The organism is Tepidibacter hydrothermalis (assembly GCF_029542625.1).
GTDB lineage: Bacteria > Bacillota > Clostridia > Peptostreptococcales > Peptostreptococcaceae > Tepidibacter_A > Tepidibacter_A hydrothermalis.
In genome coordinates, this window is sequence record NZ_CP120733.1 from 2,322,211 (window position 1) to 2,339,300 (window position 17,090).

The 17,090-nt window shown below is 29.3% G+C and carries 15 protein-coding genes and 2 riboswitches; of the genes, 1 reads left to right on the forward strand and 14 read right to left on the reverse strand.

What is annotated here, in order from left to right:
• Window positions 1–13: 13 nt before the first annotated feature.
• From P4S50_RS10905 to nadA, 10 genes are all read right to left on the reverse strand, one after another.
• A complete protein-coding gene (locus P4S50_RS10905) occupies window positions 14–1,789 on the reverse strand; it encodes a methyl-accepting chemotaxis protein (RefSeq protein WP_277730816.1) in 1,776 nt (591 codons plus the stop codon).
• A 395-nt stretch (window positions 1,790–2,184) separates the two neighbouring features.
• Window positions 2,185–3,627: a DEAD/DEAH box helicase gene (locus P4S50_RS10910; RefSeq protein ID WP_331489574.1), complete on the reverse strand. Its 1,443-nt coding sequence runs from the start codon at window positions 3,625–3,627 to the stop codon at window positions 2,185–2,187.
• A 155-nt stretch (window positions 3,628–3,782) separates the two neighbouring features.
• On the reverse strand, window positions 3,783–5,027 hold the full coding sequence (locus P4S50_RS10915; protein ID WP_277730817.1) for an aspartate kinase: 1,245 nt from the start codon (window positions 5,025–5,027) through the stop codon (window positions 3,783–3,785).
• Window positions 5,028–5,049: 22 nt separating this feature from the next.
• Window positions 5,050–6,315 carry a homoserine dehydrogenase gene (locus P4S50_RS10920; RefSeq protein WP_277730818.1) on the reverse strand — a complete coding sequence of 422 codons (1,266 nt, stop codon included), beginning with the start codon at window positions 6,313–6,315 and terminating at the stop codon, window positions 5,050–5,052.
• A gap of 185 nt (window positions 6,316–6,500) precedes the next feature.
• Entirely contained in the window at window positions 6,501–6,647 is a 147-nt protein-coding gene (locus tag P4S50_RS10925) for a hypothetical protein (protein WP_277730819.1), read from the reverse strand.
• A gap of 106 nt (window positions 6,648–6,753) precedes the next feature.
• Entirely contained in the window at window positions 6,754–7,260 is a 507-nt protein-coding gene (locus P4S50_RS10930; RefSeq protein ID WP_277730820.1) for a GNAT family N-acetyltransferase, read from the reverse strand.
• Between the two features lie 5 nt (window positions 7,261–7,265).
• Window positions 7,266–7,730, reverse strand: a complete 465-nt coding sequence (locus P4S50_RS10935; protein WP_319023183.1) for a MarR family winged helix-turn-helix transcriptional regulator — start codon at window positions 7,728–7,730, stop codon at window positions 7,266–7,268.
• 203 nt (window positions 7,731–7,933) lie between these two features.
• Entirely contained in the window at window positions 7,934–8,773 is an 840-nt protein-coding gene (gene nadC / locus P4S50_RS10940) for a carboxylating nicotinate-nucleotide diphosphorylase (protein WP_277730821.1), read from the reverse strand.
• On the reverse strand, window positions 8,754–10,058 hold the full coding sequence (locus tag P4S50_RS10945) for an L-aspartate oxidase (protein WP_277730823.1): 1,305 nt from the start codon (window positions 10,056–10,058) through the stop codon (window positions 8,754–8,756). Before P4S50_RS10945 ends, nadC begins: the two co-directional genes overlap by 20 nt.
• Window positions 10,059–10,098: 40 nt before the next feature.
• Window positions 10,099–11,001, reverse strand: a complete 903-nt coding sequence (gene nadA / locus P4S50_RS10950) for a quinolinate synthase NadA (protein ID WP_331489575.1) — start codon at window positions 10,999–11,001, stop codon at window positions 10,099–10,101.
• Between the two features lie 337 nt (window positions 11,002–11,338).
• On the opposite strand from nadA, the gene P4S50_RS10955 reads away from it, so the two are divergent.
• On the forward strand, window positions 11,339–11,734 hold the full coding sequence (locus tag P4S50_RS10955; protein ID WP_277730824.1) for a hypothetical protein: 396 nt from the start codon (window positions 11,339–11,341) through the stop codon (window positions 11,732–11,734).
• Between the two features lie 247 nt (window positions 11,735–11,981).
• On the opposite strand, the gene gcvPB is transcribed toward P4S50_RS10955, so the two are convergent.
• The 4 genes from gcvPB to gcvT all read right to left on the reverse strand — a co-directional run bounded on the left by gcvPB (window position 11,982) and on the right by gcvT (window position 16,510).
• A complete protein-coding gene (gene gcvPB / locus P4S50_RS10960; RefSeq protein WP_277730825.1) occupies window positions 11,982–13,433 on the reverse strand; it encodes an aminomethyl-transferring glycine dehydrogenase subunit GcvPB in 1,452 nt (483 codons plus the stop codon).
• Entirely contained in the window at window positions 13,433–14,773 is a 1,341-nt protein-coding gene (gcvPA, locus tag P4S50_RS10965) for an aminomethyl-transferring glycine dehydrogenase subunit GcvPA (protein WP_277730826.1), read from the reverse strand. The genes gcvPB and gcvPA overlap by 1 nt, the downstream gene beginning before the upstream one ends.
• Before the next feature lie 36 nt (window positions 14,774–14,809).
• Entirely contained in the window at window positions 14,810–15,196 is a 387-nt protein-coding gene (gene gcvH, locus P4S50_RS10970) for a glycine cleavage system protein GcvH (protein ID WP_277730827.1), read from the reverse strand.
• Between the two features lie 204 nt (window positions 15,197–15,400).
• Complete coding sequence (gcvT, locus tag P4S50_RS10975) at window positions 15,401–16,510, reverse strand: glycine cleavage system aminomethyltransferase GcvT (protein ID WP_277730828.1); 1,110 nt, start codon at window positions 16,508–16,510, stop codon at window positions 15,401–15,403.
• A gap of 271 nt (window positions 16,511–16,781) precedes the next feature.
• Window positions 16,782–16,862, reverse strand: a riboswitch (glycine riboswitch).
• Between the two features lie 3 nt (window positions 16,863–16,865).
• Window positions 16,866–16,968, reverse strand: a riboswitch (glycine riboswitch).
• Window positions 16,969–17,090: the final 122 nt, after the last annotated feature.

Genomic DNA, 17,090 nt, shown 5'->3' on the forward strand with positions numbered 1-17,090 from the left:
AGGGTATTTTTCACTACAAATTAAATTTTTTAACTACTTCATCTAATGTATTAGCTACATTTTTTAAATCATTAGCACTACTTGATATATCCTGTATTATACTACTTTGCTCTTCCATAGAACATAAAACCATTTCAGTAGATGCACTTGATTGTTCCGTTATAGCTGATATACCTTCAATTGAAGCTACAACCTCATCCTTATCTTTATTAACAAGATTTATATTTTCAGCCAAATTCTCTATATTCTTCGCCATATTTTCTATAGTTTCATCTATACTTTTGAATGATCTTTCAGATTCTTGCATAGATACAATAGCTTCTTTATTTATATCCTGACCCTTACCAATGTTTGTCTTAACTTCCCCTACTTGACTTTGAATTTCTTCTATCATATCACTTATTTTCTTTGTGGATAAACCTGTTTGTTCTGCTAATTTTCTTATTTGATCAGCTACAACTGCAAACCCTCTTCCAGCCTCTCCTGCTCTTGCAGATTCTATAGCTGCATTTAAAGCTAAAAGATTTGTTTGTTCTGCTATATCTTCAATAGCACTTACTATCTGTCCAATAGAATTAGATTTATCCGCAAGAATATCTACATTCTGAGCTACTTCTTCATTCGCCTTTGTTGTCTCTTTAAACTTCTCTACTAATACTTTCATATTCTTTATTCCTTCAACATTTGCCTTCTTTGACTTATCAGTATCTTCTTTAACTTTTTCAGAAATAGATACAGAATCATTAATTTCCTTTGCAAGCTTTTGAAGGTTTGTTACACTCATTTGAGCTTCCTCAGCCTGATCACGTGATCCAGATGCTAATTCTTCCATAGACATATTCACACTTTCTATTCCCCCTACTATTTCATTTGTAGAAGTTGATATTCCATATGAACGATCTAGAACTTCACTCGAATTTTCTTTTAACATACCTACAATTAACCTAAGTTCTTTTCTCAAATTAGCTACTGCTTTAGATATAATACCAGTCTCATCCTTGTATTCAAGTATTTTTTCAAAGTTCTTATCATAAGCTAAATCCAAATTAGCAGTTTTATTTACAAGATCTGTTATTACTAAAATAGGATTAGCTATCTTCTTAGCAAAATATAAGGACAAAATAATACATATTAACAATACTACTACCGATAGTACTATAGTTACTTGAATGCTCTTTTCAACTTGTTTTTCTAAAAGATTGTTTTTTTGTAAAATAAACTCATCTATATCATCTGTATAATTGCCTGTTCCAATTACCCATTCAAACGGTTTAAACCCTCTACTATAAGCACGTTTTGGAGATGATTTTTCTTCTCCTTTCTTAGGAAAAAAATAATCTGTATATCCTCCACCTTCTTTTAATCCATTATCTATAATTTCTTGTACTATGTACTTTCCAGTTGAATCCTGTAGATTCATTCTGTTAGTTCCCTCTACATCTTTTCCAAGCAAAACAATATTTTCACCATCATATGTATCTATCCAAAAGTATCCTTCTTCTCCATATCTAACATCTCTAACTATATCAGCACCTTGCTTTTTAGCTTCTTCTAATGTTATTTCTCCTCTTTCATATTTACTATATATGCTGTCTAACATAGATATAACACTATCAACCTGTTCTTTAATCATTGCATCATAATCTTCTCTTGCTGATATTTCAATTAGTTTCATCATATTATTATTTGTTTTTTTCATTGAGTATATATTGCTTCCACCTATAAATAATGTTGTGAGTATAGATATAAAAATTGTCAATAATATTATTTTGTCGCTTATCTTTTTCATAATACATACCCCTTTCGGCTGTCTTAATTAATATATCGGGTATTTTCTGATTTTTTTTACAAATATTAGATAAAAAAATAACATTCTTATTGTATTCTTAAAAAACTTAAATTCTTCTAATATCCTTTCTTTTTTTATCTACTCAAACTCTAAATCCCAAAACTAAAAAAATGCTTATTGAAATGTTAGCTACTTTTTCGTTAATATTTTTCATAAAACTTAGATTGTGACGTTTAAATATCTGTTAAGAAACTTCATTGTTTGAACATAGTGAGTTCATGAAGTTTTAAGATATTTAATAAGGCACTATCTTTAGTTTTATTAAAATATTAATGTAAGTAGCGTTATTTCAATAAGCATCTTTTTTCTATTAGACACAAAATATTCAATTAATCTTATTCATCACACTTACTAACTCTTCTAACCCTTCCCTTAATAGGTCTACCCTGAAGAGCATTATAAACCATTTCTCCTTTTCCATTTAATATCTCCACAAAAGTAGAAACATCTATTATATTTATAATACCTATATCAGCAGCAGTCATTCCATCTACATTACAAAGAGTTCCAACTATATCAACTGGACGCATCTTAGTTTTTTTACCTGCGTTTATATGAAGTTTCATAATTCCTTCACTTACTTTTTCGCTCTTTAATGGACCCATATCTAATTTTGTACTATTTTTTTCATTAAAAGCATCTGTACCTTCATCAACAGTAAGCTTATCTGGATGTTCTTTAGGTTGTATTTTCTTATTTATATACTTTTGTATAACATCTATAAATTTCATATCATTTTCTGTTACAAAAGTAATAGACTTACCTGATTTACTTGCACGAGCAGTTCTTCCTATTCTATGAACATAATCTTCCTTATCCTCAGGTGTATCATAATTTATAACATGAGTTATCCCATCTATATCAATACCTCTAGCTGCAACATCTGTAGCTATTAAGTGTCTGAATTTACCTTTCCTAAAGTCATTCATAACTGAACTTCTATCTTGTTGTTCCATTCCACCATGAATTTTGCTACAAGACTTCATCCAAGGATATAGATTATCACAAAGCTCATCAACCATTTTTTTTGTATTACAAAATATCATACATCTATCTGGATTCTCAACAACCAAAATATCCTTTAAAAATTCAAATTTATCTTCTTCGTCTATAGAGTATCTTTCTTGATCTATTTTATCAACAGTTAAATTTTGAGTTTCAATTTCTATTTGCTCGTAATCTTTCATATATGATCTACACAGATTTTGTATGTCCTTAGGAATAGTTGCAGAAAGCAGCATAGTTATCCTATTTTTAGGAAGTTTTTCTATTATAGCTTCAATCTGTTCTATGAATCCCATATTTAACATTTCATCCGCTTCATCTATTACTAAATATTTAATCATAGATAAATCTATAGTTCCTCTTTCCATATGATCTATCAATCTTCCTGGAGTTCCTACTACTATATGTGTTTTTTGCTTAAGTTCTTTTTCCTGTCTTCTAAATGAGAACTGTCCATATACTTCTGATACCTTAAGTCTTTTAAATCTACCTATATTAAAAAACTCTTCTCGTACTTGAATTGCAAGCTCTCTTGTTGGAGTAACAACTAAAGCCTGTGGCTTATTCTCCTCCCAATCAACCTTGTCACATATAGGGATTGCAAATGATGCTGTTTTTCCACTTCCTGTTTGAGATTTAACTACAACATCCCTTCCTTTAAGTGCTATTGGAATTACTTTTTGTTGAACTTCAGTAGGTGATGTATAGTTTAATCTATCTATAGCTTTTAATATTTCATCGCTCAAGTTATAATCTTTAAAATTTAATGTCATTATATAATCACTCTTTTCATGTGTATTTTATCCCAAAGCTAAAAATTAATGTGGAATAAAAATCCATATTAATTAAGTTTCGCTTTATCCAGTAAATACTAATATAACACAAAAATAAGTGCCATGGCTACCAGTATAGCCAACAGCACTTAACTTTAAACAACCTTTTCTTCAAATACATAATTATCACTACACAATCTAAATTTTTGATTCACATATTCTAAAGCTTCTCTTCCTTTTTTCTTATCTATTATACAAGATATCTTTATTTCTGATGTACTTATCATCTGTATGTTAACCCCTAATTCATAAAGATTTCTAAAGAAAGCAGATGCAACATTAGAACTCCCCGATATTCCAATTCCTACTACTGATATTTTTGAAACAGATTCATCTGTAACTATATCTTTAGCATTAATTTTATCTTTAAGTTCATTTGATATTCTTTGAACTTCTTTTAAGTCCTCAGTATTTACAGTAAAAGAAATATCATTTACATTCTCTCTATTTACATTTTGTATTATCATATCAACCTGTATATTATACTTTGATAAAATATCAAATAATTGATATGAAATACCTGGTTCATCTGGAACTTCAAGTATTGAAACCTTAGCTATCTTTTCATCTAAAGAAACCCCTCTTACCAATACATTTTCCACCTTATTCACCTCCACAACCTCTGTACCCTTACATTCATTAAAACTTGATTTTACTACAAGTGCCACATTGTATTTTCTAGCAAGTTCTACACATCTAGGATGAAGAACTTTAGCTCCAAGGCTTGCAAGTTCTAACATTTCATCGTATGAAATTTTTTCAAGCAGTTTTGCACCTTTTACAATTCTAGGATCTGATGTATATACTCCATCTACATCAGTGTAAATCTCACATTTAGTTGCATTTAATATAGCTGCTAATGCAACTGCTGTTGTATCTGAACCACCTCTGCCAAGTGTAGTTATATCATTGTTTTGTGATACTCCCTGAAATCCAGCTACTATAACTATCTTTCCTTTTTGTAGTTCATTCTTTATCCTTGTAGTATCTATATCACTAATTCTAGCTTTTTTGTGCTTATCATCAGTTATTATTTTACACTGATATCCGTTTAATGATATAACATCCTCATTTAATTCTTGTATAGCCATGGCAAGAAGTGCTATGGACATTTGCTCCCCAGTTGATAAAAGCATATCCATTTCTCTACTTGATGGATTTTTATTTATTTTTATAGCTTTTTCAATCAACTCATTTGTAGTATTTCCCATAGCAGATACTACAACAACTACTTTATTATTTTCATGTTTTGCTTTTACAACTTGTTTTGCTACATTCTTTATCCTATCTATTGATCCTACAGAACTTCCTCCATACTTTTGAACAACTATATTTTTCATACTCTCCTCCCATTTCACATCATCATTTAGCCTCATATTTTAAATTCATAATATCTCCTTCAATTCTCATATAACAGTATTCTTTCTCAAGAATATTTAATTTGCTTACAAACTGCTCTATTTTATCAGCATTTATAACATCAGTAATAACTATCAAATCTTCATTCATGCTAAGTATTTCATATTTCAATTTATCTAAATCCATAAGTTTTAAAATCTTTGACACATCATTCTTATTGCTAGGACTAACCCTTATATAATATCTTCCTTTAAATAAATCTATATCAGCAGATATTAACTTTCCATTTTGTACAAAATCATCTCTCTTATATTGACCAGTTACAATATCAAATATATCTGAAACAACTGCATTTGCAGTAGGATTCTTACCTGCACCTTGACCATAAAATTGTAATTCCCCTATTACATTTCCTGTAATAGATACTATATTAAACGCATCTTTAACAGTTGTAAAAGTAGAATTTTCATTTAAAAGTATCGGCTCAACACTTGCTGAATAGTTATTATCATTTGAAACAGCACTTCCTACCAACTTTGATACAAGTCCTAACTTCTTAAACATCTTAATATCAACTTTATTTATAGAGCTTATCCCTCTACACATAATGCTATCTACATCTGTTTTATTATTGAAAGCTATAGATGATAATATAGCAAGCTTTCTTTTAACATCATACCCTTCTATATCATCAGTTGGATCTGCTTCTGCATAACCTAGTTCTTGAGCTATATTCAAAGCCTCATCAAAACTTAAATTTTCATCACACATTTTTGTCAAAATAAAATTTGTTGTTCCATTTAATATTCCTCTAACATTGCTTATATTATTAATTCTAGCACTTTGTTTTAAAGGTTTAATAATAGGTATTCCCCCACCAACACTTGCCTCAAATAAAAATCCTCTGTCATACTTATTAGCAAGATCTAAAAGTTTATCTATATATTTTGAAACAACAGCTTTATTGGCAGTTACAACATGCTTATTATTTTTAAAAGCAAGACACATATATTCATAAGCCTTATCAATTCCTCCCATAACCTCAACAACAATATCAATTTCAGGATTTTCTAATATATCTAAAGGATCTTGTGTTAATATATCTTTTGATACAACCACATTCCTTTTTTTATTTATGTCACTAACTAATATCTTACTTACCTCGATTTCTTTGTTTAAAAGTATTCTCAAATTATTTTCAGTATTATTTATAATTTCGTATACTCCAGTTCCCACTGTTCCAAAACCTAAAAGCCCTATTTTTATCATTTCAATACCCCTTTCTTAAATTCTACTCTCATTATGTCTTTGTGTAAAAGACATCTGTATTTGTATTAAAAACATTATATCACAGTTTTTTTAATTTACAATACTCTTTTCATTTAAATTTTATAGATTTATTATAAAATTTATTTTATATGTATAAAAAAAAGGACTTTTCAGTCCTTTTGATTTTAATAAGATTTATTTTTACCTTCGTTTATAACGGTATGTGTATCCATCAAAGTAGTATCAATATCTAATTTGTATTTAAATGTATTATTTCTATGATTTTGATGTATATTTTTGTCTCTTTCTTGATTTTTAACTTTTTTAATCACGAAAAAACCTCCCTTCTGTCTATAATATTTAATTTACCCAAGACAGAAGGATTATAAATAGTAAATTTATGGTGAAATACAACGATTTAGTCGATAATATTATCATCTATTTAGATATACTTAATAGTTTATCATAACAATAAAAAGGCTTTTCTTTTCCTAGAAAACTCATTTCTCCAATCAATTTAAATTCAAGTTTTTTAAACAATGTATTCATTTTTGTATTTAGTGAATAAGTATCTGTCTTTAGATATTTTGATCCATTATTTATTGCTAATTCTTCAGCAAATTTCATTAAACTTGTACCTATTCCTTTTTTTCTAAATCTAGAATCAACTGCCATTCTATGAATAACCATAGCTTTTTCATTAACAGACCAATTTAATCCGTTATATTCGTCTGGCTCTAAATAGTTAACGCATATAAATCCACAAACTTGTCCATTCATATCTTCAACATATAAATCACCTTTTTCAATATCATTAGCAAAATCTTTAGATTTTGGATAATTATCATCCCATTGATAATTATTATAAGAGTGCATTTCTTTTATCGTTTCTTTTATAATTTCCATAATATTGTCCAAATCACTTAACACTGCTTTTCTTATCATTACTATCACTCCTTATAATTTTTCAATTCATGCCAGTTAGAGTCAATATTTTCTTTCATTTTTTTTATTAATTCATATACTATCGATTTTTCTTCATCCGTAAAATTTTTAAAACAAATTTTTATATTTCTATTTTCTTCCTCAATAACATCATTATATATATCAAAAACCTCTTTAGTAGGAAATAATCGATATATTCTTTTATCTTTTTCATCTTTTTCTTTATTTATATATCCTTCATTCATTAGTTTTTGAACAGCTTTAGTAGTTGTTGTTTTATCTACTTTTAATAATATTGATAATTGAATAAGACTAATACCTGGATTTTCACATATACGAGTTAGAAATATAAACTGGCCTTTTTGTAAATTAAGTTCTTTGAATTTCATATCACTTATTGCATGAATAGTTCTAGATAATGTTCCTACTTCTCTTAAAACATGACTGTCTAACTTAATGATAGGGTTCACCTCCCAAAGCATAGTTGAAAGTTCAACTAATTCTAGTATACTTCATCATCGTTGAAAGTTCAACTATATTTTTTTATCCAATATCATAACTTAGTTTATAAATCAATTCATTAAAACGACAAAAATCCTGATTAAAAAATAAATGCACATATGTGTATTTATTTTTTATCAGGATTTAATATAAAAATTTAAATATAAAAACATTATTTTTTTATTATAAGATTTTTCATGCTTATATCTAGTGCCTTAACTGAATGTGTAAGAGCCCCACATGATATATAATCTACTCCAGTTTCTGCTATACTTTTAATTTTATCTATTGAAACATTACCAGAAGCCTCCGTTATAGCTTTGCCATCAATTATTCTAACAGCTTCTTTCATATTTTCTATACTCATATTATCTAACATTATTATGTCTACCCCTGATTCTAAAGCTTCTTTAACTTCTTCTATACTTTCAACTTCAACTTCAATTTTTCTAACAAAAGATGTGTTTTCTTTTGCAAGCTTTACAGCATTTTTTATTCCTCCAGCTGCTTGTATATGGTTATCCTTGAGCATAACACCATCTGATAAACTGAATCTATGGTTGCATCCTCCTCCAGCTTTAACTGAATACTTTTCAAAAATTCTTAGATTTGGAGTCGTCTTTCTTGTATCTAAAAGTTTTGCTTTTGTTCCATATAATTTTTCTACCATTCTATTTGTTATTGTTGCTATTCCGCTCATTCTTTGTAAAAAATTTAGAGCTATTCTTTCACCTTTAAGAACATTCATTGTATTTCCTTTTATGATACCTATAACCTGCTTATTTTCAACCTTTTCCCCATCTTTAACATTAAATTCAACCTCAACATTTCCTAATAAATCAAATACTCTTTTAAAAACATCTAAACCTGCAATAACACCATTTTCCTTTACTATCAACTCTACTGAACATAAGCTAGACTTACTTACTATTGAATTTGTTGAAATATCTCCATATACCCCGTCCTCTATTAATGCATTCTTGATAATCTCATCAGCAATTAACCAATTCATTTTTAAGGTCTCCCCTCACTTTAATAAGCTCATTTAATGCTATCTTTATGTTTTGTTTTTTTATATTAGATGCATTTACACAATTATAGCTTTCATCAATTTCTAATTTATTAAATTGTATGTCATCTATATTATTATTTATAATTATTGATGCTCTTCTAGAAAATACTAATGCTTCCTGAAGCGAATTACTTGCCAATCTATTTGCTCCATGTACACCTGTACAACTAACTTCTCCACAAGCAAATAGTCTCTTCATTGATGTTCTTGAATATGTATCTACAGTAATTCCCCCCATAAAATAATGTTGAGCAGGCGTAACAGGTATTCTATCCTTTGTCATATCTATCCCCTTATTTATACAAGCTTCATAGATACTTGGGAATCTATCAACTATATACTGACTATTTTTATGAGTTATATCTAAAAAGACACATTCTGAATTTGATTTTAGTTCTTCATTAAGAATAGCTTTTGAAACTACATCTCGTGGCAATAGTTCATCAACAAATCGTATTCCTCTTTTGTTTAATAAATACGCGCCTTCCCCTCTAACTGCTTCTGAAATAAGGAATCTCCTGTTTTCTCCTTTTTCATATAGAGAAGTTGGATGAAATTGTATATAATTTATATCTCTAATATTGATTTTGTGTTTGCAAGCTATAGATATACCGTCCCCAGTAAGTGTTTTCACATTAGTTGAATTTTTAAATAAGCCTCCAATGCCACCACAAGCCAATATAGTTACCTTAGAATAAATATTTATCACTTCATTATCCTTTACAGCTATTCCACCAGAACATATATTGTTCTTTTCAATAATATCAATTAAGCAACTCTCTTCTATTATTTGTATATTACTTTTTTCTTTAACTCTTTTTAATAGTACATTGAATACTTCTCCACCTGTTCTATCCTTACAGTGAACTATTCTATTATTGCAATGAGCAGCTTCTCTTGTATATCGAAGTTCTCCATCTACTGTATCAAATTTAACACCTAATTTAATAAGATTATTAATATTATCAATAGATTCTTCTGCTAAAATTCTAACTGCTTCTTCATTATTTTTATATTGACCAGCTTTTAAAGTATCTTGTACATAATTCTCAATATCATATTTATCTTTTGCTGTAGCTATACCACCCTGAGCTAAGTATGAGTTACAATCATCTACCTTTTCCTTTGTAATCATTACTATTTTGAGATTATTTCTCAAGTTTAGTGCACTGTATAAACCTGCAATACCAGTACCAACAATAAGTACATCTGCATAAACTTTCATTTTATACGCCCCCAACAATTAATTATAAAGAGAAATTTAATTATCCTAATTCATGCATTTTTCTTAAAGCATTTTCAGCCTTAATTCTTACTTCTTCATCAATACAAATTTCATTTAATGAACCATTAAGACAATTATAAACATCTGTTAAAGTTGTAATTTTCATGTTCTTACAGACCATATCTAATGGGTAAAATTTCTTATTAGGATTTCTTTCTCTAAGCTTATGTAATATCCCTACATCAGTAGCCACTATAAACTCCTGTTTATTACTATTGGATGCATACTCTATTATCTGTCCTGTACTTCCTATAAAATCACCCATTTCTCTAACTTCTTTCGTACATTCTGGATGAACTAAAACTTCTATGTATTGTCCATGTTCTTCTTTTACTTTTATAACATCATCAGGTGTTATATTGTTATGTATACAACAGTATCCATCCCAAAGTACTATTCTTTTTTCTGGTACTTTTTCTTGAATATATGATCCTAAATTTTTATCTGGAACAAATATTATTTCATCACTTTGAATGTTTCTACATATATTCATAGCACTTGATGAAGTACAGCACACATCAGAAATAGCCTTGACTTCTGTACTTGAATTTACATAACACAATATTTTAGCATTTGGATATTCTTTTTTCATTTTTTCAATTTCATTTGTTCTAGCCATAACTGCCATCCCACACAATGCTTCTTCATTAGGAAGTAACACGGTCTTCTTAGGAGATAGTATTTTTGCACTCTCAGCCATAAATTTAACTCCGCAAAAAACTATTACATCAGCATCACTCTCAAAACCAACCTTACTTAAATAATAGGAATCACCAACATAATCTGCTATATCTTGAATTTCAGAGTTCTGATAATAGTGCGCCAAAATAATAGCATTTTTCTCTATTTTTAATTTTTTTATTTTGTCAACTATAGAATTCATTATATTCACCTCTATATAATTTTTATGTAGTAAATGCAGGTGTATATACACCTGCATTTACACTATACCACTTCAGACTATATTTATCAATCAAAACATAGTTTTCGTTTATCCTAAATTTTAAAATTATTCAATAATATCTTTAAAAATTTTTTAAATATTTATATATTTTATTTATCAAAAGATTTTCAAAAAAATTTATTATATCCATATTCTTTTATAAATTCAAAAAAAATGTTTTCTATATGTAATTTTTTAGTTGGAAATGTTTATATGGTATTATAATTTTCAAACATGTAAAAATAATAGTACATTCAATTTAAGGAGGTTTTTTATAATGAAACAAATAGAAAAGGATCATAATGTAAATACAGATAAAAGCAAAAACTTAGGTTTAGAAAATGCTCATAGAATAGATGATCTTATAGATTTAGTTGAAAAGCATACAAGAACAGAACGTCACCTTGAACAGCATTCTGATATTTCTTCTCCTGAGCAAATTGAACATTCTAGAGAAATTCAATGTGAAAGAGAACATAAAATAGAAAATCTAAAAAATATAATAGCATATGGACAACATGAGAGTGATAGTGAACTTGAGAATCTACAAAAAAATTATCATTACTCTCAAGGATACTTAGATCATAATCAAGAACATATGAATGAAGAAGATCTTGAAAGAGCCACTGAAAAACAAGAACATCGTAAAGATCAAATGAAATTTTTAAAATAAAAAATGATATAATTTCCTTGTCTATAAAAAAGTTCTTCTTTAGAAGAATCTTAAATGTAAACTTTTTTGAAACTCATAACGAAAATTATATTTATCCACAATTTAAAGAGAAATATAATTTCCTATTCGTTATAAAAAATAGCTACCTAGATTTTGTTTATAATAAATCTAGGTAGCTATTATCTAATTAAGCATGTTCTAGTCTCTTTGTCTATTTAAACATCTGTTTTCATATGTATATCACGCTTTATTTATTCCACTTAAGAATTAAATTTCTCGCTGCTCTTGCCTCATCAATTCTTCTTACAGGTGTGTTGTATGGTGCCCCCTTTAACATTTCAGGATCTTCTTTAGCTTCTTTTGCAATTTTTATCATCGTTTCAATAAATCCATCCATAGTCTCTAAGCTTTCCGTTTCTGTTGGCTCAATCATAATAGCTTCATTAACTATGAGTGGGAAATATATAGTTGGTGGATGATATCCATAATCTAATAATCTCTTAGCTATATCAAGTGTTGGTACTTGCAAATCATCTCCTATACCGCCTAATACAAATTCATGCTTACATACCTTATCTATTGGTAGATAATAATATTTTTTTAGTTTATTCATCATGTAATTTGCATTCAGTACTGCTGTCTCACTAACTTCCTTTATACCTTCTTTCCCCATGGCTAATATATAAGTATATGCTCTCAGCATAACTCCATAATTTCCATAAAACCCCTTTACTTTGCCTATTGACTCAGGTCTATCGTAGTTTAATGTATATTTATCATCCTCTTTCTCTACTACAGGAACAGGTAAGAATTTAGCTAAATGCTTTTTAACTCCTACAGGACCACTTCCTGGACCTCCTCCTCCATGCGGAGTTGATAATGTCTTATGAATGTTATAGTGCATTACATCAAATCCCATATCTCCAGGTCTTGTAATTCCCATTATGGCATTCATATTAGCTCCATCATAATACAATTGACCGCCTGCATCATGAACTAAATCTGCTATTTCTTTAATATTTGATTCGAATAATCCTAGAGTACTTGGATTTGTTAACATCAATCCAGCTATTTCATCACTTAAAGCTTCCTTTAAAGAATCAATACATACAGATCCATCTTTGTTAGATTTAATCTCTACAATCTCATAACCAGCTAAAGCAGCAGTTGCAGGATTTGTTCCATGAGCAGAATCAGGAACTATTATTTTAGTTCTCTTAAAATCATTTCTACTATTGTGGTATGCCTTTATTAGCATAATACCTAGTAACTCTCCATGAGCTCCAGCTGAAGGTTGTAAACTTACTGTATCCATTCCTGCTATTTCAGCTAGCATTTCACCTAATTCATAAATAACTTCAAGAGATCCTTGAACTGTACTTTCAGGCTGGTATGGATGAATTCTAGTTAGATTCTGCATTCCAGCTACATCTTCATTTATCTTTGGATTATATTTCATAGTACAAGAACCCAATGGATAAAATCCAGTATCTACTCCATAATTTTTATTAGACAAATTAGTAAAATGTCTAACTACATCTAACTCACTTACTTCTGGTAGATCTAACTCTTCTTTATTTAAAAACTCTGATGGAACTATATTTGATAAATCTTTATGGGGAACATCATTCTTAGGAAGTTTATATGCACGTCTACCGGCTTTAGATATTTCAAATATTAAACTATCATAGTTTCTCATTATAACACCTCCAATACACTTGAAAGCTTATCTATTTCACTCTTAGTTCTCTTTTCTGTTACACAAAACATTAAACTATTATTATACTCTTCATAATCTTTACCCAGTTCATACCCACCAAGAATACCTTCTTCTAATAATCTCTCATTTACTTTAGAACTATCTCCTTTACTAGTAACTGCAAACTCTTTAAAGAAAGGTCTGTTAAATAAAGGCTTAAATTTTTTGCTCTTAGTTATTTCATCAAAAGCATACTGAGCTTTTTGAGCACACTGAACAGCAACTTCCCTCAAGCCTTCTTTACCTAAAGTAGTTAAATATATAGTTGCCATTAACATGTTCAAGCCTTGATTTGAACATATATTAGATGTGGCTTTAAATCTTCTAATATGCTGCTCTCTAGCTTGAAGAGTTAAAACAAAGGCTCTCTTACCGTTTGCATCTACAGATTCACCTACTATTCTACCAGGCATCTTCCTAGCAAGCTTTGACTTAGTTGCCATAAATCCTAAATATGGACCTCCAAAATTCAATTCATTTCCAAAAGATTGTGCTTCTCCTACTACAATGTCAGCTCCTTGTGACCCTGGACTCTTTAATATACCTAAGGATATTGGATCTACATAAGTTATTAATAACCCCTTATTCTCATGTATTAATTCTCCTGCTTCAGAATAATCTTCTATTATTCCAAAGAAGTTAGGACTTTGCACTATCACTCCTGCTGTTTTTTTACTCACCAAAGATTTTAAATGATTCATATCTGTAATTCCATCAACCATATCAACTTCAATCACATCTATATTTTTATACTGCATATAAGTTTTTAAAACTTTTCGAGTCTCAGGATTTACAGTTTTAGATACTAAAATAGATTTACGTCTAGTACTCGTACAAGCCATTATTGCTGCCTCTGTACAACCCGTTGCTCCATCATACATAGAAGCATTAGATACATCCATTCCTGTTAAATTACTAATCATAGTTTGATACTCAAATATAGCTTGTAGTGTTCCTTGACTTATCTCAGCTTGATAAGGTGTATACGCAGTTAAAAACTCAGATCTTGAAACTATATGCTTTATAATCGCAGGTATATAATGGTCATATGCCCCTGCTCCTAAAAAGCATGTTAGATCATTTAAACTCTTATTCTTACTTGCAATATTATTCATATGATTAAATATCTCTATTTCTGACATTCCCTCTTTTAAATTAAGATCTCTACCTAATTTAAGTTCTTCAGGAACATCACTGAATAAATCATCTACTGATTCTATATTTATTTCATTTAACATATATTCTCTATCTTTATCTGTATTGGAAATATATCTATGCATAGCCCTACCTCCTTCATACTTTACATAAAGCGAAACTTAATGGCTTTCACTTTCACAAAATGCCTTATAGTCTTCATGATTCATTAAACTATCTAATTCTGATAAATCACTGATTTTCACCTTTAATATCCAACTTTCATAAGGGCTACTATTTAAAAGTTCAGGTGAATCTTCTAACTCTTCATTTATTTCTATAACAGTTCCTGAAAGTGGCATATAAGCATCTGATGCAGCTTTAACAGATTCAATTACACTAAATGCATCTCCAGAATCCAATTCATCATCCACCTCAGGCATTTCCACATAAACAATTTCGCCTAAAGCATGTTGAGCATAATCTGTAATCCCTATACAAGCTTTATCTCCTTCTACCTTAATCCACTCATGATCCTTTGAATAATAAATTCCTTCTACTATTTTCATAATAAATTCCTCCTTAATATTTTTTTATAATTATTTCAAGAATATTCCGAACACATTTAACATAAATGTGTTCATCTAGTTTTTTAACTCGGACAAGTTCTTACTTTTTATAACGAATAGAAAATTATATTCCTATCTAAATTGTGTATAATTATAATTTTCGTTATGAGTTTCAAAAAAGTCTACATTATAAAATGTTTAAAGTTATACTTTTTTATAACTCTTAGTGTAAAATCTCTTACTTACAACTTTAGCTTTTAAAATTCTTTTTCTCACCTTTATTTCAATAGGTGTATCTAGTTTTGAATACTCTATAGGAACCATGGCAAACCCTATATTTTTCTTAACTGTAGGAGAAGCATATCCAGTAGTTACAAATCCTATTTGTTTTCCATCAGCCCATACTTCATAACCATGTCTAGGTATTCCCTTATCTATCATTTCAAAACCTACTATTTTTCTCTTCAAACCATCTGATTTTTGTTTTATTAAAGCATCTTTTCCTATAAAATCGTCTTTCTCTAGCTTTACAAAAAATCCAAGCCCTGCCTCTAATGGAGTTATATCCTTAGATAACTCATTCCCATAAAGAGGTAATGCAACCTCAAATCTTAGAGTATCTCTTGCTCCTAAACCCACAGGTTTTAATCCTAATTCTTTTCCTACTTCCATCAATTTCTCCCATACATACTCTGCTCTATCATTATCTAAATAAATTTCAAAACCATCTTCGCCTGTATAACCTGTTCTTGAAACCAAGCAACTAACCCCATCAATATTCACATTTCTTTTGCAGTAAAAAAAATGTATTTGAGTTAAATCTACATCAATTAATTTTTGCAGAATTTCTTGAGCACTTGGTCCTTGTATTGCTAATTGTGATACTTGATCAGATATATTCATAAGTTCTATATCATATTCCTCTGAATTCATCTTCATCCATTCAAAATCCTTATCTATATTGCCAGCATTTATCACAAGGAAAAAATGTTCTTCATCAAATCTATATACTAATAAATCATCTACTACTCCACCGTGTTCATAACACATAAAAGTATATAATACTTGATTGTCTTCAAGAACAGATACATCATTAGTTACTAGATTTTGTACAAATTTAAATGCATCCTTACCCTTAATTTCAACTTCTCCCATATGAGATACATCAAATAGACCCGCCTTATTTCTAGTAGACTCATGTTCTGAAGTTATACCCTCATACTGTACTGGAAGTTGCCACCCTGAAAAATCTATTATCTTTCCTCCATATTTCTCATGGGTATCGAAAAGAGCAGTTTTTTTAAGATTTTGCATTTCATTTTCCCTCCTTAAATGATTTTCAATATAGCTAATATGATTCTCTCATTATACTTACAAGACATAGTCTTATTTTTTTGCATAAAAAATTCGCTTCATGCTAACGCATGGCTCATGTCGCCAACGAGTCCTAACGGGCTCCGTTGCTCAAAATAGTTGCAAGCGTAGTTCTTCCATCAATGTTATACACAAAACGAAAATTTTTGATCTTTTAGTATATAAAAAAGAGAGATATAAAGGCACCTCGAGTTTCAATGCCTTAATACCCCTCTGTCCTTTTTTACCTGAGAGATTCTACACTACATGGTGTATTTCCCCTTCGGCGTGGAAAAAATCCAACTTTCCAGAGACCCATCAAATAACGATACTTTTGCCTGAAAGTTTCTATGAAAATTTGGCTTTTTTTCATATTGCTTCTTCGGCTATCTTTTAAAGATATCTCACGCTATCTTCATTTGGATAATCATATTTAATATTTGCTTTTATATTATATTACTTTTCTGAACATTTCAACATTTGATATTAACTTAACAACGCTTAATCTTATAATATCTATAGAAATTTATTTAGTAAATTG

Excerpts from the sequence above, each read along its gene's own strand:
- P4S50_RS10905 (WP_277730816.1), bottom strand. The coding sequence starts at position 1,789 with ATGAAAAAGATAAGCGACAAAATAATATTATTGACAATTTTTATATCT.
- P4S50_RS10910 (WP_331489574.1), bottom strand. The coding sequence starts at position 3,627 with ATGACATTAAATTTTAAAGATTATAACTTGAGCGATGAAATATTAAAA.
- P4S50_RS10915 (WP_277730817.1), bottom strand. The coding sequence starts at position 5,027 with ATGAAAAATATAGTTGTTCAAAAGTATGGAGGAAGTTCTGTAGGATCA.
- P4S50_RS10920 (WP_277730818.1), bottom strand. The coding sequence starts at position 6,315 with ATGATAAAAATAGGGCTTTTAGGTTTTGGAACAGTGGGAACTGGAGTA.
- P4S50_RS10930 (WP_277730820.1), bottom strand. The coding sequence starts at position 7,260 with ATGATAAGAAAAGCAGTGTTAAGTGATTTGGACAATATTATGGAAATT.
- nadC (WP_277730821.1), bottom strand. The coding sequence starts at position 8,773 with ATGAATTGGTTAATTGCTGATGAGATTATCAAGAATGCATTAATAGAG.
- P4S50_RS10945 (WP_277730823.1), bottom strand. The coding sequence starts at position 10,058 with ATGAAAGTTTATGCAGATGTACTTATTGTTGGTACTGGTATTGCAGGT.
- nadA (WP_331489575.1), bottom strand. The coding sequence starts at position 11,001 with ATGAATTCTATAGTTGACAAAATAAAAAAATTAAAAATAGAGAAAAAT.
- P4S50_RS10955 (WP_277730824.1), top strand. The coding sequence starts at position 11,339 with ATGAAACAAATAGAAAAGGATCATAATGTAAATACAGATAAAAGCAAA.
- gcvPB (WP_277730825.1), bottom strand. The coding sequence starts at position 13,433 with ATGAGAAACTATGATAGTTTAATATTTGAAATATCTAAAGCCGGTAGA.
- gcvPA (WP_277730826.1), bottom strand. The coding sequence starts at position 14,773 with ATGCATAGATATATTTCCAATACAGATAAAGATAGAGAATATATGTTA.
- gcvH (WP_277730827.1), bottom strand. The coding sequence starts at position 15,196 with ATGAAAATAGTAGAAGGAATTTATTATTCAAAGGATCATGAGTGGATT.
- gcvT (WP_277730828.1), bottom strand. The coding sequence starts at position 16,510 with ATGCAAAATCTTAAAAAAACTGCTCTTTTCGATACCCATGAGAAATAT.